Annotated in this window: 27 protein-coding genes; 8 read left to right on the top strand and 19 right to left on the bottom strand. The window is 48.8% G+C overall.

Annotated elements, in window-relative coordinates; translation table 11 throughout:
- Positions 1-557 (top strand): T9SS type A sorting domain-containing protein (locus GWC95_RS11155; protein ID WP_161818780.1); only part of this gene is annotated, 557 nt, incomplete at its 5' end.
- Positions 558-754: 197 nt separating this feature from the next.
- On the opposite strand, the gene GWC95_RS11150 is transcribed toward GWC95_RS11155, so the two are convergent.
- Positions 755-1,123: a hypothetical protein gene (locus tag GWC95_RS11150; protein WP_161818779.1), complete on the bottom strand. Its 369-nt coding sequence runs from the start codon at positions 1,121-1,123 to the stop codon at positions 755-757.
- A complete protein-coding gene (locus tag GWC95_RS11145) occupies positions 1,120-1,686 on the bottom strand; it encodes an RNA polymerase sigma factor (RefSeq protein WP_161818778.1) in 567 nt (188 codons plus the stop codon). Before GWC95_RS11145 ends, GWC95_RS11150 begins: the two co-directional genes overlap by 4 nt.
- Positions 1,687-1,759: 73 nt before the next feature.
- On the opposite strand from GWC95_RS11145, the gene GWC95_RS11140 reads away from it, so the two are divergent.
- The gene (locus GWC95_RS11140; protein WP_161818777.1) at positions 1,760-2,527 is read left to right on the top strand and encodes a C40 family peptidase; all 768 of its coding nucleotides are present in this window, start codon (positions 1,760-1,762) and stop codon (positions 2,525-2,527) included.
- A 79-nt stretch (positions 2,528-2,606) separates the two neighbouring features.
- Here GWC95_RS11140 and GWC95_RS11135 read toward each other — a convergent pair whose 3' ends face one another.
- The 11 genes from GWC95_RS11135 to GWC95_RS11085 all read right to left on the bottom strand — a co-directional run bounded on the left by GWC95_RS11135 (position 2,607) and on the right by GWC95_RS11085 (position 10,755).
- A complete protein-coding gene (locus GWC95_RS11135) occupies positions 2,607-2,756 on the bottom strand; it encodes a hypothetical protein (protein WP_161818776.1) in 150 nt (49 codons plus the stop codon).
- Between the two features lie 49 nt (positions 2,757-2,805).
- Entirely contained in the window at positions 2,806-3,240 is a 435-nt protein-coding gene (locus tag GWC95_RS11130; protein WP_161818775.1) for a sulfite exporter TauE/SafE family protein, read from the bottom strand.
- Between the two features lie 30 nt (positions 3,241-3,270).
- Entirely contained in the window at positions 3,271-3,819 is a 549-nt protein-coding gene (locus GWC95_RS11125; RefSeq protein ID WP_161818774.1) for an inorganic diphosphatase, read from the bottom strand.
- 61 nt (positions 3,820-3,880) lie between these two features.
- Entirely contained in the window at positions 3,881-4,243 is a 363-nt protein-coding gene (gene crcB, locus GWC95_RS11120; RefSeq protein ID WP_161818773.1) for a fluoride efflux transporter CrcB, read from the bottom strand.
- Positions 4,244-4,630, bottom strand: coding sequence for a DUF4878 domain-containing protein (locus GWC95_RS11115; RefSeq protein WP_161818772.1), 387 nt, complete (start codon positions 4,628-4,630; stop codon positions 4,244-4,246).
- Between the two features lie 56 nt (positions 4,631-4,686).
- The gene (locus tag GWC95_RS11110; RefSeq protein ID WP_161818771.1) at positions 4,687-5,016 is read right to left on the bottom strand and encodes a DMT family transporter; all 330 of its coding nucleotides are present in this window, start codon (positions 5,014-5,016) and stop codon (positions 4,687-4,689) included.
- Between the two features lie 4 nt (positions 5,017-5,020).
- On the bottom strand, positions 5,021-5,554 hold the full coding sequence (locus tag GWC95_RS11105) for an NADPH-dependent FMN reductase (RefSeq protein WP_161818770.1): 534 nt from the start codon (positions 5,552-5,554) through the stop codon (positions 5,021-5,023).
- Between the two features lie 6 nt (positions 5,555-5,560).
- Positions 5,561-6,139 carry a VanZ family protein gene (locus GWC95_RS11100; protein ID WP_161818769.1) on the bottom strand — a complete coding sequence of 193 codons (579 nt, stop codon included), beginning with the start codon at positions 6,137-6,139 and terminating at the stop codon, positions 5,561-5,563.
- A gap of 39 nt (positions 6,140-6,178) precedes the next feature.
- Complete coding sequence (locus GWC95_RS11095) at positions 6,179-6,796, bottom strand: Pr6Pr family membrane protein (RefSeq protein ID WP_161818768.1); 618 nt, start codon at positions 6,794-6,796, stop codon at positions 6,179-6,181.
- A gap of 4 nt (positions 6,797-6,800) precedes the next feature.
- A complete protein-coding gene (locus GWC95_RS11090) occupies positions 6,801-9,605 on the bottom strand; it encodes a M16 family metallopeptidase (RefSeq protein WP_161818767.1) in 2,805 nt (934 codons plus the stop codon).
- A gap of 64 nt (positions 9,606-9,669) precedes the next feature.
- Positions 9,670-10,755 (bottom strand): tryptophan 2,3-dioxygenase family protein, encoded by a 1,086-nt coding sequence (locus tag GWC95_RS11085; protein WP_161818766.1) that lies wholly within the window; start codon positions 10,753-10,755, stop codon positions 9,670-9,672.
- 155 nt (positions 10,756-10,910) lie between these two features.
- Between GWC95_RS11085 and pyrF the strand changes: the two genes are divergently transcribed.
- Positions 10,911-11,729, top strand: coding sequence for an orotidine-5'-phosphate decarboxylase (gene pyrF / locus GWC95_RS11080; protein WP_161818765.1), 819 nt, complete (start codon positions 10,911-10,913; stop codon positions 11,727-11,729).
- Between the two features lie 80 nt (positions 11,730-11,809).
- A complete protein-coding gene (locus tag GWC95_RS11075; protein ID WP_161818764.1) occupies positions 11,810-12,745 on the top strand; it encodes a metallophosphoesterase family protein in 936 nt (311 codons plus the stop codon).
- Here GWC95_RS11075 and GWC95_RS11070 read toward each other — a convergent pair.
- Positions 12,723-13,337: an SGNH/GDSL hydrolase family protein gene (locus GWC95_RS11070; RefSeq protein ID WP_161818763.1), complete on the bottom strand. Its 615-nt coding sequence runs from the start codon at positions 13,335-13,337 to the stop codon at positions 12,723-12,725. The two genes, GWC95_RS11075 and GWC95_RS11070, sit on opposite strands and share 23 nt — an antisense overlap.
- Positions 13,338-13,433: 96 nt before the next feature.
- Complete coding sequence (gene kynU, locus GWC95_RS11065; protein ID WP_161818762.1) at positions 13,434-14,693, bottom strand: kynureninase; 1,260 nt, start codon at positions 14,691-14,693, stop codon at positions 13,434-13,436.
- Between the two features lie 184 nt (positions 14,694-14,877).
- Between kynU and GWC95_RS11060 the strand changes: the two genes are divergently transcribed.
- Positions 14,878-17,403 carry a S9 family peptidase gene (locus GWC95_RS11060; protein ID WP_161818761.1) on the top strand — a complete coding sequence of 842 codons (2,526 nt, stop codon included), beginning with the start codon at positions 14,878-14,880 and terminating at the stop codon, positions 17,401-17,403.
- 77 nt (positions 17,404-17,480) lie between these two features.
- On the opposite strand, the gene GWC95_RS11055 is transcribed toward GWC95_RS11060, so the two are convergent.
- The 4 genes from GWC95_RS11055 to GWC95_RS11040 form a co-directional block, all read right to left on the bottom strand.
- A complete protein-coding gene (locus GWC95_RS11055; protein WP_161818760.1) occupies positions 17,481-18,485 on the bottom strand; it encodes a DUF4097 family beta strand repeat-containing protein in 1,005 nt (334 codons plus the stop codon).
- The gene (locus GWC95_RS11050) at positions 18,460-19,026 is read right to left on the bottom strand and encodes a hypothetical protein (RefSeq protein WP_161818759.1); all 567 of its coding nucleotides are present in this window, start codon (positions 19,024-19,026) and stop codon (positions 18,460-18,462) included. The genes GWC95_RS11055 and GWC95_RS11050 overlap by 26 nt, the downstream gene beginning before the upstream one ends.
- The gene (locus GWC95_RS11045) at positions 19,023-19,628 is read right to left on the bottom strand and encodes an RNA polymerase sigma factor (RefSeq protein WP_161818758.1); all 606 of its coding nucleotides are present in this window, start codon (positions 19,626-19,628) and stop codon (positions 19,023-19,025) included. The genes GWC95_RS11050 and GWC95_RS11045 overlap by 4 nt, the downstream gene beginning before the upstream one ends.
- Positions 19,629-19,776: 148 nt before the next feature.
- The gene (locus GWC95_RS11040) at positions 19,777-20,721 is read right to left on the bottom strand and encodes a hypothetical protein (RefSeq protein ID WP_161818757.1); all 945 of its coding nucleotides are present in this window, start codon (positions 20,719-20,721) and stop codon (positions 19,777-19,779) included.
- A 161-nt stretch (positions 20,722-20,882) separates the two neighbouring features.
- On the opposite strand from GWC95_RS11040, the gene GWC95_RS11035 reads away from it, so the two are divergent.
- The 3 genes from GWC95_RS11035 to GWC95_RS11025 are packed head-to-tail and all read left to right on the top strand — an operon-like array spanning position 20,883 to position 23,011.
- Positions 20,883-22,067, top strand: a complete 1,185-nt coding sequence (locus GWC95_RS11035; RefSeq protein WP_161818756.1) for an acyl-CoA dehydrogenase family protein — start codon at positions 20,883-20,885, stop codon at positions 22,065-22,067.
- Between the two features lie 52 nt (positions 22,068-22,119).
- A complete protein-coding gene (locus GWC95_RS11030; protein ID WP_161818755.1) occupies positions 22,120-22,626 on the top strand; it encodes a shikimate kinase in 507 nt (168 codons plus the stop codon).
- A complete protein-coding gene (locus GWC95_RS11025; protein WP_161818754.1) occupies positions 22,619-23,011 on the top strand; it encodes a DUF423 domain-containing protein in 393 nt (130 codons plus the stop codon). Before GWC95_RS11030 ends, GWC95_RS11025 begins: the two co-directional genes overlap by 8 nt.
- Positions 23,012-23,070 lie beyond the last annotated feature (59 nt).

Raw genomic sequence — 23,070 nt, 5'->3', positions numbered from 1 at the left:
GCTGCAGCTCAACGGCGGTGATCAGCATCTGTGTAACGGATGTAAGGGTGCCTGGCACCAACGGCGCCAAAGTATATGTGTGCCACACCCCATCGGGCAAGAACAAAACACCGCAGACACTGCAGGTAGCCTTGAACCAGGTGTCCTCGCACATAGGCTCCGGCTCATGCGGAAGCGATAACAACGACAGGCTGGGAAGCTGCGACCTGTCGCCATGCAACACGCCTGTTGTGAACACGATCGTCTTTGGCGGCAACACATCAAAGACCACGAAGGAGGAAGGGGAAGCGGTTGTTACCAGCGATGAGGACCTGAAAGTAACGGTAATGCCAAACCCATCCACCACCTACTTCACGCTGAAACTGGAGAGCAGGTACGACCAGCCGGTGAACATGCGCGTGATGGATGCAAGGGGCAGGGTGATCGATGCCAAATCGAAGATCGGCGCCAACAGCACCCTGCAGATCGGGCACAATTACAGCAGCGGAACGTATTACGCAGAACTGATACAAGGAACCAAACGTAAAGTGGTACAGATGATCAAAGGCAAGGGATAATGTTTGGGGATATTATCGATTACCCGTCACTGTATCATTTTCATGATCCCGCTCGAAAGAGCGGGATCTTTTTTGTGATCATGTGTGCACGAGAGAAATGCGGGAAAGCCTGTAATGGCAAAGCAAGCAGGTGGGCTTAAGTGTTTTTACGGATAGAAACGTTTGGCAAGTGTTTGGTAAACGTTTCTATCCGTTTATTATTTAACGGTGTAGAAGTGGTGGATCACCAGGTAACCAAACGCGCAAAGCAACAAAATTCCAAGTATCGCCACGATCAGCCAGGTTTCATCTTTCCTGAGGCGGCGTTTCTTCTTGCGTGCGATCTTGCGCGCGGTGTGTTTCTGCAGCTGGCGGTTGAGTTGGGCAACATATTCCTGCACCTGTGCGGGGTCTTTGAAATCCTGCAATCCTTCGATCGCTTCGTTTACAAAAGATGAATCGGCCATCTGCTTTTCAACGGCAAACCTTTCCTCTTCCGATGCCTCGCCCTGGAGGTAACGGATCATTTCCTCGCTGCTGAGATCGAGTTCATCGTCGTGGTTCAATATGTCTTTCAAGTCCGTCATCCGGAAGGTTTCATTTTCTTTTCTACCAATAATTTTAAATTCCTCTTTCCGTTCTGTATGTAACTCTTCACCTGTAAAAGGCTAAAGCCGGTTGCCTCAACAATTTCCTGGTAGCTTTTTTTCTGCAGATAGAATAAAGTTACACAGGTTTTTTGTTCAGGGTTCAACTCCGCGAGCGAAGTTTCAAGCAGTGAAAGCGTTGTTTCCTTGTCGGCCAGTTCTTTTTCGCTACTCTCTGCCGCAGCAAGCTCTGCGGTGTTTTCTACAGGAATGAAAATATTTTTATCACGCAGTTTCATCAAACAATGGTTGCGTGCTACCATATACAACCAGCTTTTGATATACGATACCTTGTATTTCGCCAGTTCCGTTATCGCTTTTAAGAATATATGCTGAACGGCATCCTTTGCTTCTTCTTCGTTCTTCAAATATTTCATGCATACACCCAGCAACAACAACGTGTACCGCTGCAACACGATTCCCAGCCATTGGTTGTCGTGATCGCTGTAGAATCTTTCCAGTAGTTCGTTGTCGGTAATATGGTCGTACTTCTCTTTGCCCACAGCTTGAAAATAAGCATTTTTAGTATAGATGCCGTAGTGTTAAAATTCCATATCTTGACTTCAAATTAACCGTATGTCTTTTGTAACCTGTATTGTTCCCGCAGCGCCTATGCGCAAAGAAGATGCGCATCGCTCTGAAATGGTGAGCCAGCTCTTATTTGGAGAAACCGCCGAAGTATTGGAAGAAACAAAACTCTTTGCAAGGCTGCGCTGCACTTACGACGGCTATGAAGGATGGTGTCAGCGTACCCAGTTAACCCCGGTTTCTGAAGAACAGGTGCAGCAAAAAACCGAACTGCTTACCGGTTCATGGCAAACCACGATAACATTCAACGGCGAGCCCATGCATCTTCCGCTTGGCAGCTCATTGGGCTTTCTTGCGGATGGCAGGGCAGAGATCGGCCCTTTCTCATATTCTTTCGATGGAACGCCGTTTGATCCTTCCGCCGCAATCGTTTCTGAATCGGCCCTCAAGGAAAGGGCGCGCCAATACCTCAATACGCCTTATCTATGGGGTGGGCGTTCCGTTTTCGGGATCGACTGCAGTGGCTTTGTACAACAGGTATTCCGTTTTTTTCAGCAGCCCCTGCCGCGCGATGCGTACCAGCAGGCAACCACCGGTGAGGTAGTTGGATTTTTGCAGGAAGCGATCTGCGGCGATCTTGCTTACTTCGACAACGACGAAGGGCGCATCACGCATGTTGGTATTTTGCTTAACAACGATACCATCATTCATTCCTCGGGAAGGGTACGGATCGATAAGATAGACACCCAGGGCATCATCAGCGGCGATACGGGAGAACGCACGCACAACCTACGTATCATAAAAAGAAATTTCTAGCGCCGCGATCTTTCCCGGCAGGGAACAAAAAAGGCAATGCCGTAAAGCATTGCCTTTTTTTTATCATTCAAAGACCGGTTTAAAACAGATCCAGCCCTTTTGCGAAATACGTTACGGTGCCTGGGAGCGCCAACCAGAAGAACTCACGGTAAACCACCAATAAAGTGATCATAATGGCTAACCAAATAAAACAAAGTACCCAGTATTTAGCTTTTGATGTTCTTTCCATGAGGTTTATTTTTTGCAAAGATAGGGGGGAGGACTGATTTTTCAAGAGTTCACAGACCGGTTTGTTGAATTTTTGTGGAAGAAACAGCCTGATCCTTTGGTGGCGCGGGTTTGCTCCGATCAAAAAACAACATTTTGACCGCGATCAGCATCATCACCACTGCGAATATCTTTTTCATTTTCTCCTCGCTCAACGACAATGCCAGCTTACCCCCCAGGAAGCTTCCCAGTATAAAAGCCGCCGAAATAATGAGCACATAATTCACGTTGAGGTAGCCTTGCTTGTAGTACTGGATCACGCCCAATATCCCAACAGGCAGCAGCAGGATGCCCAGCGAAGTTCCCTGCGCAAGCTTCTGCGAGAACCCGAGCAGGATCACGAGTGCGGGCACGATGATCACGCCACCGCCAATGCCAACGAGGCCGCTGAGAAATCCGGCAACCAATCCTACAATAACCAGCAGGACGATAATGGTGAATGTCATTTTGTTGTTTTTCTGATCGGGCAATGCTTGCTATTTAACAAAGGTGTCTTTGTAAAAACGGATCGCTTCCTCGATGATCGAAAGCGCTTTGGCCTTATCGCCAAACTCTTCTACCACTACTGTTTTGTTTTCCAGTTTTTTATATTCTTCGAAGAAATGCCGCAGTTCATCAAAAAAATGTTTGGGCAACTCTTCGATGTTGTTGTAATGGTTCATGCCTGGATCGGTTGCCGCCACGGCGATGATCTTGTCATCGGGGTCACCACCATCAACCATCTGCATAACACCGATCACTTTTGCATCCATCAACGTAAGTGGCTGCACGGGCAATGAAGTGATCACAAGAATGTCCAGGGGATCCTTGTCGCCGCCATAGGTCTGCGGAATAAATCCGTAATTGATTGGATAGTAAAACGAAGAAAAAATAACGCGGTCGAGTTTCAATAACCCACTCGGTTTATCGATCTCATACTTGCACCTCGAACCCTGCGGTATCTCGATGATCGCATTTACAATCCGCGGCGCATGGTCTCCGCAGGGAACCCCGTGCCAGGGATGAAGTACGTTTGTGTGTATCATTTTTTATTTGGTTGATGTGTTGAATGGTTAAACCGGTCAACTGGATGTAAAAATTGAGGGTTCATTTTGTGATCGTATGGCCCAAAGCCGCGGCTGCGAAACCAAGCACCAATGTGCCGCCGGTGTAAAGGGCAAAAGCCCCGTATCTTTCCTGGTTCATCAGCTGGAAATTTTCCCAGGCGAAAGCGGAGAAGGTTGTAAATCCCCCGCAGATCCCGGTGGCGAGAAACAGGCGCCAGTTCTGGAAATTTTCCTGTCGCCCCGCTACGCCCATCACCATGCCTATAACCAGTGAACCCACTACATTGATCGCAAAGGTAGCATAGGGAAAACTTTCGTGCCTGATGAAATACGATACCAGGTAACGGCCCACAGAACCGATCATCCCGCCCAATCCTACCAGTATGATGTTTTTTAACAGCATTTAGTTCCTGCCAAGGTCCACCAACCAGTTGCCTTGTTTTTTTACGACCGTTAAAGCGCGTGGTTGTTTATCGAATGAATAATTGTAATTGATCTCCGTGCTGCTGTCTCCCATGCTTTTCACCTCGTTGATGTTGATGGATGCCGTACGCAATTGCTGTCGGCCTTCTTTGTCTTTTTCCCTGTACGACTTTTCTATTCCTGCCAACACCGCCTTGTTCTTTTCATCCTGTATAATATAAAAGGCCGCCTTGTCAAAATCGCCTTCCATCGTGGCATTGATGTATTCACGACCGGCATCGAGCGCATCAGTGGCGGGCTGGTAATTTTTTTCTTTTCCTGCGCAGGAGCAGAACAGGACCAGCAATATGGGCACAAGTTTTTTCATGGGTAAGGCAAAGGTAACGAAAGCGGGCCGTTGCAGCAACCGGGGCAATTCACGCGCTAATGCGACGAAACAAACTTCAGCCCTGCGATCGACCCGATCAATGTAACAATAAAAAACAACCGCCAGAAATCCGCCGGTTCTTTGAAAAACAGGATGCCGATGATTACCGTTCCTACGGCGCCGATGCCCGTCCATACTGCATAGGCCGTGCCCATCGGAAGGGTCTGGGTGGCTTTGTACAAAAGGTACATACTCAGGGCAAGACTGATAAAAAAGCCCACGAGCCAAAACAGCGAGGCATTCCCGGTGGTGGTCTTTGCTTTGCCGAGGCAAGTGGTAAAACCCACTTCGAACAGTCCCGCGATGATCAACAATATCCAGTTCATACGATTAATTTAACAGGGTCAGGAAATCATCCACCAGTTCTTTGAGCGAAGCTAATGTGGTTTCGTCCGTGATCACGCCTTCTTCCGTAATCTTTGTTTTTGGCCCCTGGATCAGCAACGAACCTTTTTCGCCCAGTTTTACCCCAACCGTTCTCATAACGAGGTCGAGCGACTCGTGTGCTTTTTGTCCAGATGATGATGCCGTGATCAATGCCGCGGGCTTGCCGGTAAGAATGGTTGTGGATACCATCCATTCGATTGCGTTCTTCAAACTGCCGGGCAGGCTGAAAACATATTCGGGTGTACAAATAACGATCCCGTCGGCCAGCTCCATCTTTTTCCGGAGCGATGCAACGGCAGGCGGGAGCGGGTCTTTGTCGAGATCCGGGTTGAAATGTGGAAGCTGGTCAAGGCCATCGTAAATTTCAACAGCAAGCTTCCCCTCGTACAGGCTGGCAATTGCCTGCAGTATATGAAGGTTAACAGAACGGGAGCGTGTGCTGCCCGGAACCGCGAGTATTCTTTTCTTCTCTGGCATCCGTTTTTATTTAGGCTGGAACAGTCCGGCAAACCACCGTAGTGAACAAAGGATCATCCACCCGATGATGGCGCCGATCGTATTAAGGATCACATCATCGATGTCTACGGCGCGGTACACGCCAAAGCTGCGTTCAATGTATTGGATGAATTCGATCGATGCAGAGAAAAACAACCCTGCTAAAAATATTTTTACAAACGAGTTGATCCTTTTGATCACCAGCGGCAACAGGAACCCGAACGGGATGAACATCAAAACGTTTCCCGCTGTATTCTGAAACAACATGCGTACACTGAAGCGTTCGTATCTCATCGCCTGTTTGATGGCCCTTATGGTGGGTTTAAACGGAACCATGTTGATGTCATTGGCCTCGGGCGCCCTGTGTACCGAATAAGAGAGCGGCACGATCGTGATCGCGGCGATGGCGATCAGGTACAGGTAAAAAACAAACAACAGGAATTCTCTCGAGAACGAAATGTCGATACCCGTTGTTCTTTTCCTGAACGCCCCACGCGCAATGAACCAGGCCGGGATGGCCACGGCGAGCAATACAACTACCGGTTTAAAAAAAGTGCTGTGCAACACGTGGCTTCGTGGGTTGTTTATACTGGTTAACGTAAGGTTTTATCTGTTCAGGGGTTGCCTGTGCTTCAACCATTGGCCGATCGCTGTCAAAAATAAGCTTAGCCCCATAAAAATCAACACCATTCCCAAACCATTTAACAAAGCCCTCGGGTACCCGAGCCTTGTTACGTCGATAAAAGGATATGGGTAAAAACCCGATGCTGCGCCCCTCAGCGCCACAAACAGGATGTATGCAAAAGGAAAGAGCAACCATAAAAAACAATTCCTGTATACCAAACCGTCTTTACGCACGTATTTTACCCAATACACAACTGCCGACACCGGTATGATGGTATGCAGCAATTCATCTGTAAAACGCTGCATGCCTTGGGGCGACCACAGAAAACGCAATACAAGATTATAGATCAATCCCACTACAATGATGTAAACCGTTATGGCGGTCTGCACACCGGGCCGCGTAAAAAAAGTATTGTCCGAAAAAGCGGTCAGGGTAACCATAACCGCAACCAGGATATTTGTCAGGATCGTGAAATAGCTAAAGAAGCGGATCACCAGTTCCATACGCGGAACGCCCTGTACCTGCATCAGCAGGAAAAACTGCATGATCACCGCGAACCAACCCGCGAGTGCAATGATCGCTGCTGCTGTTTTATTCATGTGGTTAATTTTTTCCGGGTAGCAAAACGATCTTCGCTACGTTCTGTCCGTCGAAAAATTTATTTGCCAAAGCTTTCGTCCGGTCAACGGTCAGCTGTTGAATGCGCTGCGCCCCACTGAGTATTTTACCTGGATCGTTGTTGCGGAAAAACTGCTGCTCCAGCATGTAACGCCAGTAACTGTTTTCTTTCAGGCTGTTCTCAAGTGCGCGTGTTTGTTCGGCAATCACTTTGTCGATCGTGTTTTGTTCAATGCCTTCCTGTTTTGTTTTCCGGATCTCTTCTTTTACGAGTGCCACCAGCTTGTCTACGTTTTCAGGCGCACATCCGAATGTTACGCTGATGCTGTATTCTGTTGCGGGCTCCCGGCTGATGCCGCCGTTCACGCCTACGCCATACACACCACCGGCATCTTCGCGCAACACCTCGCGGAGCCTGATGGCCAGGGCCTTGCAGAGTTGCCCGAGTTGAAGCTCATCCATTTCGTCGTATGTTGTCGTTCCCGTGAAATACAGTCGTACACTGGCCTTGCTTTCTTTTCCCTTGTAAATTGTTTTTTCGATCTGTCCTTTCGGATAACGTATCCCCACATCCCTCCACATGTCTTTCTGCGCACTGGCCGGAAGCGAGGCGATGTATTTTTCGATCAATGGGCGGATGCTGTCTGTATTGAAATTACCCACAAACGTAAACAGGAATTGTCCGCCATTGCTGAACCGCTCTTTGTAGATCTCGAACGACCTGTCGAGGTTCATCCTGTGCAGATCCGCGGTGGTAAACGGTTTCCGGCGGGGATGGTAGCTGCTCATGATATAGCCCACTGAATCTGAAAACACGGATCCCGGGTCTTTGTCCTTGTTCTCTAGCGATACGGTCAACTGTTGCAGCATCACGCTGTACATCTGCGGATCTTTGCGCGGCGCCACAAAATAGCCATGCATCAGCTGCAGTGCGCTTTCAAAATCTTTCACATTGCTGGTGCCGTTGAGGCCCTGCATGGTTGGCGAAAGGGAAGGGCCAACATAAAAATTCTTTCCTGTCAATGCTTTTTGCAGCGCCTGTATGTCCATGTTGCCAATGCCCCCGATAGAGGCAACTGCAGCGGCGTTCGCGGCATTGATGGCATCTTCATCACTGTACAAAGAAGTACCGCCCCAACTGATCGCCGAAAATTGTATGTCATCGTTCTTAAATTGGGTGGGTTTCAGAATTACCCGGGCGCCGTTCGATAATATCCATTCTGTTGTGCCGATGTTCCCGTATTTTTTCTCGCCGGTTATTTTCCCCGCAACCGGTTCGGCCGGGAGGAACGGGCCAGAGGAAACCTTGTCTGTGTACGGTTTCAGTTTGCCCGCGGGTTTATTCAGCAATGCAGTAACAGCGGACTGCGTAGGCAATGCCGGTTTTTCTTTTTCCGGTGCAGTGATCACCACGGAGCGGTCTGTTGTTTTGAGCCATTTGCCTACGAGGCTGTTCACTTCTGCGAGCGTGACCGTTGGCAGGTATTTCTGGTAAAGCTCATATTCGTAAGCGATGCCTGGGATCGCCTCCTCTTTTAAAAAATTGCCGATGAGTTCCTGAACGAGTTCTGCGGATTTTGTTTTGTCTCTTTCGTTGTAGAGGCTCTCCATCCGCGACAAAGTATTTTTAACCGCCCGGTCGAGTTCCGTTTGCACAAAGCCGTACTGTCTTACCCTCTCATTTTCCGTAAGCAGGGTTTGAATGGATGCCATGATGTCTTTTCCTTTCTTGGCCACTGCAATGAGGCTGAATGCATCTTTGTCGCCGATAAAACTGCCGTAACTGCTGTTGCCAAACAGGAAGGGCGCTTCTGGCTTTTGCGAGATCTCATCCAGCCTGCTGCTCATCATCTGGTTGAACAGGTCGCGAACGATTCCCGAGCGGTATTGCAGATCTGTTTTTACCACCGGCGCTTCGGGTTGCATGTAATATACCTGTATCACATTGTAGGGTTGTTCCGCATCGGTAAGTATGGCGGTTCTTGTTTCTACATGGGATGGTATGGTATACCTGGTTCTTTTTTTGGGATTGACGGCCGCTGGGATCTTTTCAAAATGTTCCCTGATCATCCTTTCCGTTTCTTCCACATCCACATCGCCCACAACGATCACCGCCTGCAGGTCGGGCCGGTACCAGTCTTTGTAGAAGGAGGTAAGCATATTGTAATGCGCCGTGTCTATGTTTGCTCTCGTGCCGATGGGCAGGCGCTTTGCGTATTGGGAACCTTTGAAGAGCACGGGAAAATATTTATCGCGCAGCCTTGCATCTGCACCGCGGCCGAGCCGCCATTCCTCAATGATTACGCCGCGCTCTTTGTCTATTTCTACGGGTTCGAAACTGATGCCGTGCGACCAGTCTTCCAGTATCTGCATTGCCTGTTTGTACACCATCGGACTGTCTGTAGGAACCTGTAATTCATAGATCGTTTCATCAAACGAAGTGGAAGCATTCAGGTCGGCCCCGAAATTAACGCCGCTTCTTTCCAGGAAGTTCACCAGTTCATTTTTCCTGAAGTGTTGCGTGCCGTTGAACGCCATGTGCTCAACAAAATGTGCAAGGCCCACCTGTTTATCGGTTTCGAGCACAGAGCCTGCATTCACCACCAGCCGCAGCTCTGCGCGGTTTTTCGGCTCCGCATTTTTACGGATGTAATACCTGAGGCCGTTGCGAAGTTTGCCCGTCTTTATGTTGGGATCCACAGGAAGCGCGCGGTCTGTTTTCTGTGCCGTAAGGGAAAAAGAAACAGCGAATAAAAATAGGACCGTGATGATCTGTTTTGAATGCGGCATAGCGGAGGTTTAGCAGGCTAAATATAACAAATAACCTTCTTGGCTTCCGCAGCCCTGCCGTTCGTTAATAACGGAAGCCGAGATTGTTAACAAGTTCTGCCGGCAACCGCGGCAATCTTTTCCTTTCGATCAGGTAAGTTGAAAGTCCCGACAAATCTCTATACACATAATGCTTGCTCAACGCGCCCTCCAGGTAACCCGCGCCGGATGTATTGCCCGTGCCCACGCGCATGCCGATCATACGGCGCACCATGATGAGGTGTTTGTGCCGCCAGTTGCTCATAAGATGGTCTATTTCGATAAGAGAGTCGAGGATCTGGTACGAGGTCTGGAACACCGGGAAATCGCGGTACAGCATAATAAACAAAGCGGCACGAAGCGCCGCGGGAGAGAAGTTGCTGCGCAGTTGCTCGAGTTGTTCGGGCGCGTATCCCTCCGGTAATTTTTCAAAAAAGACATAGTCAAAATCGTTGATCTTGTTTTGTTCACGCTCCGTAAGGCCTGCTTTGTAGATATCGCGGTAATCGTCCCAAAAAGGATGCCGCGTTACAGATGGTACGGTAACGGGTTGGTATTGCTCCCAGTATTCCGCTTTGAAAAACGGCATCCGCTCCAGCCAGGCGTTAACGAGCTGCAGCAGGTTTTTCTGTTGTTCTGTTTCCGAGATCTGGTTGTAATCGCCTTTGGTAAAACCGCCCTCGTTGGTGCGTTTGTAATAATCTTTCTGGTGGCGCTGGTCTATCTGCAACCCCAGCGCCGCTTCCACCAGCCGGAACTGTTTGCTTTGAAAACCCGAAGAGGGCGTGAGCAGGTTCCTGAACTCAAGAAAATCGAGCGGCGTCATCGTGTCCAGGATGTTCACCTGCTGGTTCAGTAGCTGCATGATACCGATCACCCGGCGCAGGCGGTGCCTTACCAGGTTGAGGTCTTCGGAGTTGTCGTTGATCTTTTCCTGTCCAAATACCTTCATCGCATAATCCAGCTCAAAACGGATCTGTTTGAACCAAAGTTCATAAGCCTGGTGGATCACGATAAAAAGCATCTCGTCATGCGCCGGCTCATTGCCTTTTTCAAAACTCACCGGGTGCTGTGCATCCAGTATTTTATCGAGCTGCAGGTAATCGCCGTAATACATGGTTTGTTTTTCCATAAAAAGAATCGTTAGAAATGCAAAGATGGATGTTTTTTGGTTTATGGGTTTGTTAGTTTATTTGCTTATTGAATCAATTGCACCAAACGCTCCCGTTAAATCAATCGAACGGGCGGCAGCCGAAAATTAATAAACCAATCAACTATCTTCGTCCCATGAACCGCAACCAGCTCATCGAACAGATCAGGGAGAAAAAAAGTTATTTGTGTGTGGGATTGGATACCGACGTCACAAAGATCCCGAAACACCTGCAGTCGCAACCCGATGGCGTTTTCCAGTTTAACAAAGCGATCATCGATGCAACAAAGGATCATTGCGTAAGTTACAAGGTCAATACTGCGTTTTATGAATCGCAGGGATTGAAGGGATGGGAGGCGATGGAACAGACGCTGCACCATATTCCCAAAACGCATTTTACGATCGCGGATGCAAAGCGCGGTGATATCGGCAACACCTCATCACAATATGCAAAAACTTTTTTTGAAGTATTGCCTTTTGACGCGGTAACCGTGGCGCCTTATATGGGTGAGGACAGTGTACGTCCCTTTCTGGAATACGAAGACAAATGGGCCATTGTTCTCGGTCTCACTTCCAATGCCGGCAGCAACGACTTTCAGCAACTCGCCTTGTCAGGCAAAAACAACGGGGGCCGTCTTTACGAAACCGTTCTTCACACCGTTTCTTCCTGGGGAACGCCGGGTAACCTGATGTTTGTGGTAGGTGCAACACGCGCCAGTGATCTTGCGTCGATACGCTCGATCATTCCCGAACATTTCTTGCTTGTACCGGGTGTTGGCGCACAAGGGGGAAGCCTCGAAGAAGTAACAAAATACGGGTTGAACAACGATTACGGCCTACTGGTGAACGCAAGCCGCGCCATCATTTTTGCAGGCGGGGGAGAGGATTTTGCAGAGAAAGCGAAAATCGTGGCGGCAGGGTACCAGGATGAGATGAAGGGGCTTTTGGGGGCGTGATGAAAGCGAAATCTTTAAACTGTGATAAACCGGGAGCAGCCGGTATTTAATTTTCACTATTGAACATTCACCTCACAATCATGGACCGCAGAAAATTTCTCCAGCAAACCTCGCTTTCCGCAGCTGTTCTGTCTGTTGCGCCCGCATCTTTTTTATCGGCGGCGCCAAAGCCTTCAGCGTTTCGGATCGCTTTTCTCACCGATGTGCATGTGAAACCGACAGAGATCGCCGAAACCGGCATGCGCAAAGCATACCGGCACGTGAATGCGTTGAAACCTTCGGTTGATTTTATCATGAACGGCGGTGATTCCATTATGGATGCCCTCAATGCTTCCAAAGAAAAAGTGCAGAAACAGTGGGATGTCTGGAACACGGTTTTGAACGAAGAGAACCGCCTGCCCATCCGCCATTGCATCGGCAACCACGATGCGTGGGGTTGGCAGATGACCGATCCCGCAGTGAAGAATGATCCTTTGTATGATAAGAACTGGGTGATCAGCCAGCACAAGATGCCGGGCCGTTATTATACTTTCGAGCACAAAGAATGGAAATTCATTGTGCTGGACAGCGCCCAGGAAAACAATGGCGGTTACATCGCGCGCATAGACGAGGAACAATTTGCGTGGCTGGAAAACGAGTTGAAAAAAACGGCCCCCTCGCAGCACATATGCATTGTGTCGCACATTCCCATCGTGTCTTTTTGTTCCGCTGTTTTTTATGATAAGAACGAAGCCAATGGCGACTGGAAAATTTCACGCGCGCTGCTGCATGTGGATTCGAGAAGGATCACCGGTCTTTTCAGGTCGTACAAAAACATCCGTTGCTGTTTGAGCGGTCACATCCATATGGAAGACAATGTGAATTACCGCGGCATTTCATATTACTGCAATGGTTCCATCTGCGGCGACTGGTGGGGCGGAAAGTTCCACGATTTTGATCCTGCCTACGCTGTGTTTGAATTTGGAAAAGATGGATCTGTTAAAAGAGAAATGGTTACTTACGGATCAGTTGTTTGATGATGTCCGTTGCTTTCTCCGCCCATATCGCGTGGGCCTTTTCTGAGTAATGCAAACCATCGGGTGCAAGCAGTTCAGGGTCGTCTTTTGCCTTGCGGCTGTCTTCTGTGATGTTGATGTAATGCGTATCCAGTTCTTTCGCTGCAGATTCACATACTTTGTTGAACGCATCGATCTCATCGGCTATCTTTTGGCTGTTCCTCTCTTTTGCAAAAGGTGTAACGCCCCAGTCGGGGATGGATAAAACGATCACATGATCAGGCTTCTCTCCACTCAAGTGGATCGCTTTGCGCAGCAGGAAATTAAAATCTTCTGCAAACTCCTTAACCGGTGTGCCGCGGTATTGGTTGTTTACGCCCACGAGAAGTGTGACAAAATCGTATTGCTCATTGAGTTTTGTGTGAAGTAAATGTTCGGCCAGTTCAAAGCTCGTCCAGCCCGTTTTGGCAATGACCTCTGGCGCATGAAAATGCAATCCATCATTGCGTAGCGTTTGTATCATCTGGTAGGGAAAACTTTCGTGCAGGGCAACCGATTCTCCGATGGTGTATGAATCGCCAAGGGTGAGGCAGGTGAAATAATGCTTTGTCATGATCGTTTGTTTTAGCGGTTCCCGTTTTTCAACGCATCCATGGATTGTTAAGAGGCGCAATCGTTACAAAATACAAAGTATCTGTGGCAACCCCTATTAAAAATGATCTCGTAATATTTCATAAAACCGGAACACATCTTCAAAGCTGCAGTACATAGGTGCGGGCGCCACGCGTATCACACCGGGCTCGCGGTAGTCTACGATGATGCCGTTTTCGATCATCTTGTCGTGGATCTCTTTGCCGCGCTCCTTAAAGAACAGCGATAACTGTGCGCCGCGGCTCCCGGCATCGGCCGGCGTGATCACCTCGAACCGCAGGTTGGGCAACTGTTGCAACAGGTACTCCAGGTAGGCAGTGAGTTGTACACTCTTCGCCCGCAGGTTTGCAATGCCTGCTTTGTCAAACAGCTCCAGTGATGCGTTCAGGCTAACCATATTAAAAACCTGTGCCGTGCTGATGTTCCAGCCGCTGGCATCGGTTTTGGGTACAAAACCTTTTTCCATTTTAAAACGCGTTTTCTCATCGTTGCCCCACCAGCCGCCAAGACGCGGTGTGTTGCTGTCTGAGGCGAACCTTTCATGCACATACACGCCACCTGCGGCACCCGGGCCCGCATTCAGGTATTTGTAGCTGCACCATACGGCAAAATCAACGTTCCAGTCGTGCAGCTTTACCGGAACATTACCCGCCACATGCGCCAGGTCGAAACCCGCTGTGGCGCCTGCTTTGTGAGCGGCATTGGTGATGGCCTGCATATCGAAAAGCTGTCCCGTGTAATAATTCATCCCGCTGAAAAGCGTGAGGGCGAGTTCGCTGCTGTGTTGTTCAATGGAAGAAAGGATGTCTGCCGTATGCAAAATCTTCTCCCCATCGCGCGGCGCTATTTCTATGATGGCATCGGCCGGGTCGAGGCCAAAATGTTTTACCAGTGTTTCCACGGCATACTGGTCGGAAGGGAAGGCGCCTGCCTCCATCATTATTTTATAGCGGCCATCGGCCGGTTTGTAAAAACTCAGCATGAGCAGGTGAAGGTTTACCGTGAGTGTGTTCATCACCGTAACTTCTTTTTCGTGGCAGCCAACGATCTTTGCAAGAGTGGGTTTGGAATAATCCTGGTAAAAAAGCCATGGGTTTTTTCCGCCGAAATAGCCGCCAATGGCTTCCTGTTTCCATGTATCGAGTTCTGCCTGGATGGCCCCCTCCACATTCCTGGGCTGGAGCCCAAGCGAGTTTCCGCAGAAATAGATCACATCCTTCCCGTTTTTCTGCGGGAAATGAAATTCGTTTTTGAAAGGGGCCAGCGCATCCTCCGCATCGGCGCGGAGCGCGAAATCCAGATCGGTTGTGAAAGACATGACAATCGTTTGGCGCAAAGTACGAAGGAAGCAGTGTGAAAATTGAATTTCACGCTTCACGGCATTGTATTTTTTATGGATTCACCGGTTAATTGAGCGGATTTAGGCGGTTTTTGACAAATGGTTGTTTATTTTATCCCGTTTGCTTTATTTTCATTGCTTCCAAAACTAAAAATTTAAATACATGAGAAGCTTCCTGCTTATTCTGCTTGTTGCACTATCCACGGCCGCATTCGCCCAGAACGCGCCGGTCATAAAATCAAATTACCAGCTTGCCTCTCGTTTTTCCCCGAAGAAGATCGGCAAACTCGTTTTTTCTACCAGCGTGGATCCGCATTGGCTGAAAAAAACCGACCGTTTCTGGTACGAGTATGAAACCACCGACGGAAAAAAATGGTACATCGTTGATCCGGCAAAAGGAGAAAAGAAATTGTTGTTCGACAATGCCGATCTCGCTGCAAAGATCACCCGCATTGTGAAAGATCCTTTTGATGCGCAGCACCTGGGGCTCGACAGTATGCGTTTCATCAAAGACGAGAACTGGATCCAGTTTGAAGTGAAAAGCACGGAAGAGATCGAGAAAAAAGACAGCACCGCTAAAAAAGGTACGCCTCCCGTAAAAGAAAAAAAGACCTTTTATTTTGAATACAACCTCAACACAGGCGAACTGGTTGAACTGAGCGATTTCAAAAAACCAAAACGCAAACCCAACTGGGCCTCTGTTTCGCCCGATGGCAACCTCGTGATCTTCGCACGCAACCAGAACCTGTTCTGGATGGACAAGGCCAATTATGAAAAAGCGCTGAAGAACGAAGACGATTCAACCATCGTTGAAAAAGCTTTGACAACAGACGGCGTTGAGAATTTTGCATACGGCTCTGAAGGCAATGAGAACAATGTTGACAAAGAAAAGAACAGGAAAAAACGTAAGTCGGTATTCGCGTTCTGGTCGCCCGACTCGAAACATTTTGTGATCGAGCGCACCGACAACCGCAAGGTGAAAGACCTCTGGGTGCTCAACGCCCTCAGCGATCCGCGCCCTACGCTTGAAACGTACAAATACTGGATGCCCGGTGAGAAAGAAGCGCCGGTTGACCATGTCTACCTCTTTGATATGACCAATATGACGAACAAAGAGATGGTATTGTCTGCGTTTAAGGACCAGACCATTTCTTTATGGGCCGATCCGGGAAAGATCAATACACGCGACGATGATTTCCGCGCATTGAAATGGTTGGGAACAAATGATAAATTCTATTTCACACGCACGGGACGCGACCTCAAACGGGTAGACGTTTGCGTTGTTGATGTGAATACCGGTGCCGTAAAACCTTTGATTCAGGAGCGTTTCAATACCTACATCGAAACAAGAAGGCTCGGCCTCGTGAACGATGGCAAAGAGCTCATCCAATGGAGCGAACGGGATGGGTATGCGCATTTGTACCTGTACGATGAGAATGGTAAACTGAAAAACCAGATCACTTCGGGAACCTATCACGTTGAAAACATCATGGGCATAGATGATGCAAAACGCATTGTTTATTTCTCCGCAAATGGAAAAGAAAATGGCGAAGACCCTTACTACCTGCACGCCTACAAAGTAAATTTCGATGGCACCGGCCTCAAATTGCTGAACCCGGGCGAGTTTGAACACGCCATGAGCATCAACGATTCAAAAACCTATTTTGTAGACAATTACTCGAGGGTGAACACCGTTCCCAAATCAACGCTTTATGCGGCCGATGGCAGGAAGATATTGGATCTCGAAACCGCCGACCTGAGCTCGCTGATGTCTACCGGTTATAAGTTCCCTACCACTTTCAAAGTAAAAGCAGACGATGGCATCACCGATATCTATGGTGTGATGTACAAACCATTCGATTTTGATTCCACAAAAAAATACCCTGTTATCGAGTACGTTTACCCCGGCCCGCAAACAGAAGCGGTGAACAAATCGTTCAGCCGCGGTATGGACAGGACCGAACGTCTTGCGCAACTCGGTTTCGTTGTGATCACCATGGGCAACCGAGGCGGTCACCCGGCGCGCAGCAAGTGGTACCACAACTTTGGTTACGGCAACCTGCGCGATTATGGGTTGGCTGATAAGAAGGCCGCAGCGGAACAGCTCGCCGACCGTTATCCTTACATCGATGTTGAGCGTGTGGGTATCCACGGGCATTCCGGTGGTGGATTTATGAGTACGGCAGCCATGCTCGTGTATCCTGATTTCTTTAAAGTGGCGGTTTCTTCATCGGGTAACCACGATAACTCTATCTACAACCGTTGGTGGAGCGAACAACACCATGGCGTGAAAGAAACGATCACCGATAAGGGCGATACCTCTTTCCTGTACAACATCGAGAAAAACCAGGACCTCGTTAAGAACCTGAAAGGCCACCTGATGTTGTCAACAGGCGATATCGATAACAACGTACACCCCGGTAACACCACCCGTGTTGCGAACGCGTTGATCAAAGCCAACAAACGTTTTGACCTTGTGATCCTGCCCGGGCAAAGACACGGTTATGGCGATATGACCGAGTATTTCTTTTGGCGCATGGCCGATTACTTCACGGAGCACCTGATGGGCGACAGGACGCCTCGCCCGGTTGACATCAACGAGATGAACCGCGAGATCGAACAAAGCGGCCCTAAAGGTGGTGGCGGGGCTAGAAGAGGAGCACCGGGTGAAGAAGAAGAAGAGAATTAAATTCATTGAAAAAGCCGTTCAGTTTTGAACGGCTTTTTTTGTCTCGTAGCGGGAGGAGATTATTACTTCGCTTACCATCAACTCCGTGAAGGTTTGCCTGTGGCTTTGCCCGCTGTAAGCGCATCCGGCGAAAGATCGTGTCCCAACGTAATCTTCCCGAAATTGCTTTTGATCGTTACAGGGGCGGTGCCGCTACCGGCTTTGCCGGCGTAACTGCGGCTGTTGAAGGCGCCTCTTTCATCATCGTCATCGTCGTCCCCGCTTTTGCCCACCGCAAACGAAGATTGGTTCGAAAAGTTGCCGAAGCTGGTTTTGATCCTGAAATTGGCGTTCAGGTTTTTAGGGGCATCGATAAAAACGTTTCCAAAATTATTTTTGAGATCAAGTTTTTTCAATCCGTTGTCGAGTTTGAGGAGGATCGCTCCTGTCTGGTTGAGATCTGCAACCACGTCACCACTGAGTTTGTTCACCTGTGCTTTTGAAAAACCGATGCGCAGTGTCCCGCCATCCATGCCTTCGATCACCGATGTTTTCTTTCCGAACTGCAGGTTTACTTTTTTCGGTTTGGCCAGTTTCCCTGCGGTGAGCATACCAAAACTGCTGGTAAGGGTAATGGTACCATCGTAATCGCCAATGGAAAGTTCGCCGAAGCTGTTGCTCGCATCGAGTGTTGCATAGGCGGGGAGATAAACGGTGTAATTGATCTTGAAACTGGAGTTCTCGTTGTTGTGCTGTTCACCCCCGCCGTCGTCGTCGTTCTTATCGCCCACACGTGTTTTAAAAAAGATCTCGGCGCCGTTTTTTCCATCCTCGATGGCGATCCGGTCCATTATTTTCTGCGCGCGCTCGTCGGTGCGTGCTTTAACCGTAATGGTTACATCAACCTTGATCTCATTCTTTGCCCAGGTACTGATCCTGAGATCGCCAAAAGTATTGCTCAGTACAATTTTATCATTGCTGCCTACCGCATACGTTTTGCTGTAGTTTTTTGATTTTTCACTCTCGGTATCTCCTGTGTTTTTTGCAAATACGGCATTGGCGAGAAGTAGGAACAGGCTAAATATTTTTATTGACCTTTTCATTTTTTTGTTGTTTTAGTTTTTGATAAATCGACAACTGTTGATTCAGTAACTCCTGCTGCAGACCGAGGTTCTGGATCATTGCTTCTAAAAGCGCTTCTTTATTGGGCTGTGTGGCCAGTTCTTTTTCAAGCTCCCTGTAATTGCTGCTCAATTGAGAAAAGGCTGCTGTGAATTTTTTATATAGAAATGGGTTGGATGATTCGATCTCTTTCAAAGCCGCCTGTTTTATTTCCACTACGCGGGAGATCTGGTCGATCGTTTGTTCGGGCTTCTCTTTTTTATCGTCAACCTGCTCTGTCGGCGGCGCAACCGGTGTTGCCGCTATGTTGGCTTCGGGTTTGCGTTGCAGCAGCACAAGGATCACAACCGCATTCACAAGCACGAGCAGCGATGCCGCAACACGCGTTCGCGTGAAAAATTGTATGAGCTTTCCTTTGCTGTGCGGTGTTGTGTCTATTGCATCCCACACGTGATCACCCGGTAGTTCCGAATCAAACGACTCACGGTGCGTGTTCACAAATCTTTCCAGTTTGTTTTTCATGACAGGTTATTTTGACTGATGATCTCCAGTAATTTTTTCTTTGCCCTTATGTATTGCGTACGAACCGTTGCATGTGCAATACCCAGCATGCCCGCGATCTCTTCGTGTTTATAGTTCTCAACAAGATGGAGGGATAATACCGTCCGGTATCCATCCGGTAACTGTTTCATCGCCTGTTTGATGCTTTCTACCTTGTACACAAAATCATCCTCATCAATTTCAGGTTCATCGATCTGGTAACCATCGATCGATTCCATATCAACTTCCACCCATCTTTTTCTTTCGCGTTTTACTTTGTTGATCGATTTATTGATCACGATCCTTTTCAACCAGGCCCCAAACGTTGAGCGGTTCCTGAAGGATTCCAAAGAACGGAACGCATCGCTGAATGCCTCCTGCAGGATGTCTTCCGCATCCGCCGCATTGTTCACGATCCGCAACGCCGTATTGTACATGGCCTTGGCGTAGTGGTTGTACAGCAAACGGAAACCATCCCTGTCGCCCTTTACGCAACGTTCAACCAGCGTGTCTACAGTCATATCAGGGTTCAGTTGCGGTACGGGGTTTATAATAAAGTCACCGGAAAGAATAGAATGTTGCATGGGGCTGTAGTTTTACTGTGCATTTTGCCGCACAGGCTTTGGTTTACAGGGTATAAACGTCCGGGTTGCAGAATCGTTACAAAAAAAGCTTTGTGTTTTGCACAAAGCTTTAAAAATGTATAACCGGGCAGGCCTTTCTACAAAGGCATTACAATACGCGGATGTTTCCGTAATTGCTTTTGATATTGATCATGGTTCCGCCGCCTTTTCCCAAACTGCCCGTGTATTTGTGTACCGGGTTAAAATTGTTCGTTCTGCTGGTGTTGGGGTTGGCAAGCTCTTCCTTTATCACGATATCATTCTTCCCGGTAACCCTTGCATTGTTGGTGGTGATGTCGTAATTGGCAGAGAAATCCTTTGCCGCCATCAGGTACAGGTTGGTGTAATTGTTCTTCAGCTCCAGTTCGGTTAATGCATTGTCTACCGGCATATCAATGCTGTTACAGTATTCAAAACCGCCGCTGATTTTCCCGGATAATTTTTCGATGTCTACCCTCGAATAGCGGAACAATACTTTCCCCTCGTTCACCTGCTGGATCTTCGCACGCCCATTATGCACCGCGATGGATTTATTGTTGAGCAGCTTACCGGCCGTAAGCGTTCCATACCTGCAATAAAGTTCTGATTCTCCTTTGTAGTCTCCTATGGTAAGCGGGCCGAAATTGTTTTCTGCGATCAGCTTTGCATTTGCGGGCAGGTGCACAACGTAATCGATCCTGAACTCATGCCCGCCATTGTTATCGTAGGTCCAGCTCTCTATCTGGGTCTGGTATTCGATGCGGTCGCCTTCTTTCTTGTCCGTTACCGAGATCTTTTCCAGCGCCTGTTTGGCATATTCGTTCGAATGGGAACCAACCGAAACGTGAACATCCACTTTTACTTCGTTCTTGTCCCATGTCTCGATTTTCATCGCCCCATACCGGTTGGCAAGTACAATGGTTTCGTTGCCCACGGGATAAGATTTGCTGTAATCTTTCTGCAGGTTCACGGGCCACAGGTAAGCATCCTTCTCCTGCGCGGAAAGCGCAAGCACAATAAAAAGGGTGAACAGGCAAAGCAATATTCTTGAGAGCCAGGTGGTATTGATTGTCATACAAAGGATTTAGTAGTGAATGATCCCTAACAGGAGAACCCAAACACCAAAAGGTTGGAAAACCACCCCGAAATTTTCCGTCCCGCCAAATAAACACCCCCGAAAACACCGCCCGCTCGGCGCTTCCCTTTATTTTTGCGGCGTATTATAAAACAACACCCATGGCTGCCAGGACAGATCTATTCCAGTCACCCGACTACTTTATGTTGGACGATCTTCTTACCGAAGAGCACAAAATGATCCGCGAGTCGGTACGTGCCTATGTGAAGAAGGAGATCTCACCCATCATCGAAGACTACGCCCAGCGAGCGGAGTTCCCGCAACAGATCGTTAAGCAGATGGGCGACCTGGGCTGTTTCGGGCCCACGGTTCCGGAGCAATACGGCGGTGGCGGACTGGATTACATCAGTTATGGATTGATGATGCAGGAGCTGGAGCGCGGCGACAGCGGTGTGCGCAGCACCGCCAGCGTGCAGGGGAGCCTGGTGATGTTCCCGATCTATGCGTACGGAAACGAGGAGCAACGCAACAAATACCTGCCCAAACTGGCGAGCGGCGAATGGCTGGGATGTTTCGGGCTTACTGAGCCTGACCATGGAAGCAATCCCGCGGGCATGCTTACCAATATCAAGGATGCGGGCGACCATGTGATCCTCAACGGCGCAAAAATGTGGATCAGCAATGCGCCCTTTGCACAGGTGGCGGTTGTATGGGCGAGAAATGAGCAGGACGAGATCCGGGGAGTGATCGTGGAGCGCGGCATGGAAGGTTTTTCAACACCAACCACGCATGGCAAATGGAGCCTGCGCGCAAGCGCAACGGGAGAACTCGTTTTTGATAATGTAAAGGTGCCGAAGGAAAACATCTTACCCAATGTGAAAGGATTGAAAGGGCCGTTGGGCTGTTTGTCGAAGGCCCGCTACGGCATCGCCTGGGGCGCACTGGGTGCGGCAATGGATTGTTACGATACGGCGCTGCGCTACGCGAAGGAGCGGGTGCAGTTCGACCGGCCCATCGGCGGTTTCCAGCTGCAGCAAAAAAAACTGGCGGAAATGATCACAGAGATCACCAAGGCACAACTGCTTGTGTGGCGCCTCGGTGTTCTGATGAACGAAGGCAAGGCAACACCACAGCAGATCAGCATGGCAAAAAGGAACAGCTGCGAGATAGCCACCAATATTGCCCGCGATGCAAGACAGATGCTAGGCGGTATGGGCATCACCGGCGAGTACAGCATCATGCGCCATATGATGAACCTCGAAAGCGTAATCACCTACGAAGGAACACACGATATACATTTGCTGATAACGGGAATGGATGTTACGGGGTTGAATGCTTTTAAATAATCTACATTGTGAATTAGGAATTAGTAATTAGGAATTGATAATATTGCGTTTCATGAAATTATTCCTCATCGGCATGATGGGCACGGGGAAAAGCTACTGGGCCAAAAAACTTTCTAAGAAGTGGAAGGTAGGTGGGTATGATCTTGATTTCCTGGTTGAGTCGCACGAAGAAAAAAGCATTGCAGAGATTTTTGCCGAAGACGGGGAAGATTATTTCCGCAAAACAGAGTCCAGGGTATTGCGCTGGTTTGGCGAGAAGAAAACATTTGTACTCGCAACGGGCGGAGGAACGCCGTGTTTCCTGGATAACATGGATTGGATGAACAAAAACGGTGTTACCATCTGGATCGATGAGCCGGTTACCGTTCTGGCCGAACGGCTCAAACCGGGCAGGGACCATCGCCCTTTGATCAAAGATCTTTCAGACGAAGCGCTGTTGCAATTCCTGGACAACAAACTCGCAGAGCGTTCTTCTGTTTACGGCCAGTCAACTTATCGTTTACAGGGTGAAGCCATCAGCGATGAAGGTTTTGCCCGCATCATCAAACAACATGCATAAAAGATTCCTTGTTATTGCCGCATTCATGGGCGCACTCGCTGTAATACTGGGCGCCTTCGCCGCACACAAACTCAAAGAACTGCTTACCGACGAGAAAATGCTCAACGCATTCGAAACAGCGGTACGCTACCAGTTTTACCATGTGTTCGCACTGGCACTTACCGGGGTTTTGTATGGCCAGTATCCCGGTAAATTGATGAAGGCGGCGGGCCAGCTTTTCATCCTCGGAACCCTTTTCTTCAGCGGCTCGCTTTACCTGCTTGCCTTCGGCGAAGTGCTGGAAGTTCCAATGAAATGGGCCGGCCCCGTTACGCCATTGGGAGGTTTACTTCTTGTGGCGGGATGGATCTGCCTGGCATTCGGGCTCGTAAAGAAAAAAGCGTGAACGTGGAAAACTGTTAAACCTGTGCCCAGTTTTGCACATACACCCGCCGTAACGGTTTC

The organism is Sediminibacterium roseum, assembly GCF_009939005.1.
Lineage (GTDB): Bacteria > Bacteroidota > Bacteroidia > Chitinophagales > Chitinophagaceae > Sediminibacterium > Sediminibacterium roseum.
This window is presented reverse-complemented; position numbering and strand designations above follow the sequence as displayed.

What these genes read in the sequence shown, in the direction of transcription:
- GWC95_RS11150 (WP_161818779.1), bottom strand. Translation starts at nt 1,123, where the DNA reads ATGACGGACTTGAAAGACATATTGAACCACGACGATGAACTCGATCTC.
- GWC95_RS11140 (WP_161818777.1), top strand. Translation starts at nt 1,760, where the DNA reads ATGTCTTTTGTAACCTGTATTGTTCCCGCAGCGCCTATGCGCAAAGAA.
- GWC95_RS11135 (WP_161818776.1), bottom strand. Translation starts at nt 2,756, where the DNA reads ATGGAAAGAACATCAAAAGCTAAATACTGGGTACTTTGTTTTATTTGG.
- GWC95_RS11130 (WP_161818775.1), bottom strand. Translation starts at nt 3,240, where the DNA reads ATGACATTCACCATTATCGTCCTGCTGGTTATTGTAGGATTGGTTGCC.
- GWC95_RS11125 (WP_161818774.1), bottom strand. Translation starts at nt 3,819, where the DNA reads ATGATACACACAAACGTACTTCATCCCTGGCACGGGGTTCCCTGCGGA.
- crcB (WP_161818773.1), bottom strand. Translation starts at nt 4,243, where the DNA reads ATGCTGTTAAAAAACATCATACTGGTAGGATTGGGCGGGATGATCGGT.
- GWC95_RS11115 (WP_161818772.1), bottom strand. Translation starts at nt 4,630, where the DNA reads ATGAAAAAACTTGTGCCCATATTGCTGGTCCTGTTCTGCTCCTGCGCA.
- GWC95_RS11110 (WP_161818771.1), bottom strand. Translation starts at nt 5,016, where the DNA reads ATGAACTGGATATTGTTGATCATCGCGGGACTGTTCGAAGTGGGTTTT.
- GWC95_RS11105 (WP_161818770.1), bottom strand. Translation starts at nt 5,554, where the DNA reads ATGCCAGAGAAGAAAAGAATACTCGCGGTTCCGGGCAGCACACGCTCC.
- GWC95_RS11095 (WP_161818768.1), bottom strand. Translation starts at nt 6,796, where the DNA reads ATGAATAAAACAGCAGCAGCGATCATTGCACTCGCGGGTTGGTTCGCG.
- GWC95_RS11090 (WP_161818767.1), bottom strand. Translation starts at nt 9,605, where the DNA reads ATGCCGCATTCAAAACAGATCATCACGGTCCTATTTTTATTCGCTGTT.
- GWC95_RS11085 (WP_161818766.1), bottom strand. Translation starts at nt 10,755, where the DNA reads ATGGAAAAACAAACCATGTATTACGGCGATTACCTGCAGCTCGATAAA.
- pyrF (WP_161818765.1), top strand. Translation starts at nt 10,911, where the DNA reads ATGAACCGCAACCAGCTCATCGAACAGATCAGGGAGAAAAAAAGTTAT.
- GWC95_RS11075 (WP_161818764.1), top strand. Translation starts at nt 11,810, where the DNA reads ATGGACCGCAGAAAATTTCTCCAGCAAACCTCGCTTTCCGCAGCTGTT.
- GWC95_RS11070 (WP_161818763.1), bottom strand. Translation starts at nt 13,337, where the DNA reads ATGACAAAGCATTATTTCACCTGCCTCACCCTTGGCGATTCATACACC.
- kynU (WP_161818762.1), bottom strand. Translation starts at nt 14,693, where the DNA reads ATGTCTTTCACAACCGATCTGGATTTCGCGCTCCGCGCCGATGCGGAG.
- GWC95_RS11060 (WP_161818761.1), top strand. Translation starts at nt 14,878, where the DNA reads ATGAGAAGCTTCCTGCTTATTCTGCTTGTTGCACTATCCACGGCCGCA.
- GWC95_RS11055 (WP_161818760.1), bottom strand. Translation starts at nt 18,485, where the DNA reads ATGAAAAGGTCAATAAAAATATTTAGCCTGTTCCTACTTCTCGCCAAT.
- GWC95_RS11050 (WP_161818759.1), bottom strand. Translation starts at nt 19,026, where the DNA reads ATGAAAAACAAACTGGAAAGATTTGTGAACACGCACCGTGAGTCGTTT.
- GWC95_RS11045 (WP_161818758.1), bottom strand. Translation starts at nt 19,628, where the DNA reads ATGCAACATTCTATTCTTTCCGGTGACTTTATTATAAACCCCGTACCG.
- GWC95_RS11040 (WP_161818757.1), bottom strand. Translation starts at nt 20,721, where the DNA reads ATGACAATCAATACCACCTGGCTCTCAAGAATATTGCTTTGCCTGTTC.
- GWC95_RS11035 (WP_161818756.1), top strand. Translation starts at nt 20,883, where the DNA reads ATGGCTGCCAGGACAGATCTATTCCAGTCACCCGACTACTTTATGTTG.
- GWC95_RS11030 (WP_161818755.1), top strand. Translation starts at nt 22,120, where the DNA reads ATGAAATTATTCCTCATCGGCATGATGGGCACGGGGAAAAGCTACTGG.
- GWC95_RS11025 (WP_161818754.1), top strand. Translation starts at nt 22,619, where the DNA reads ATGCATAAAAGATTCCTTGTTATTGCCGCATTCATGGGCGCACTCGCT.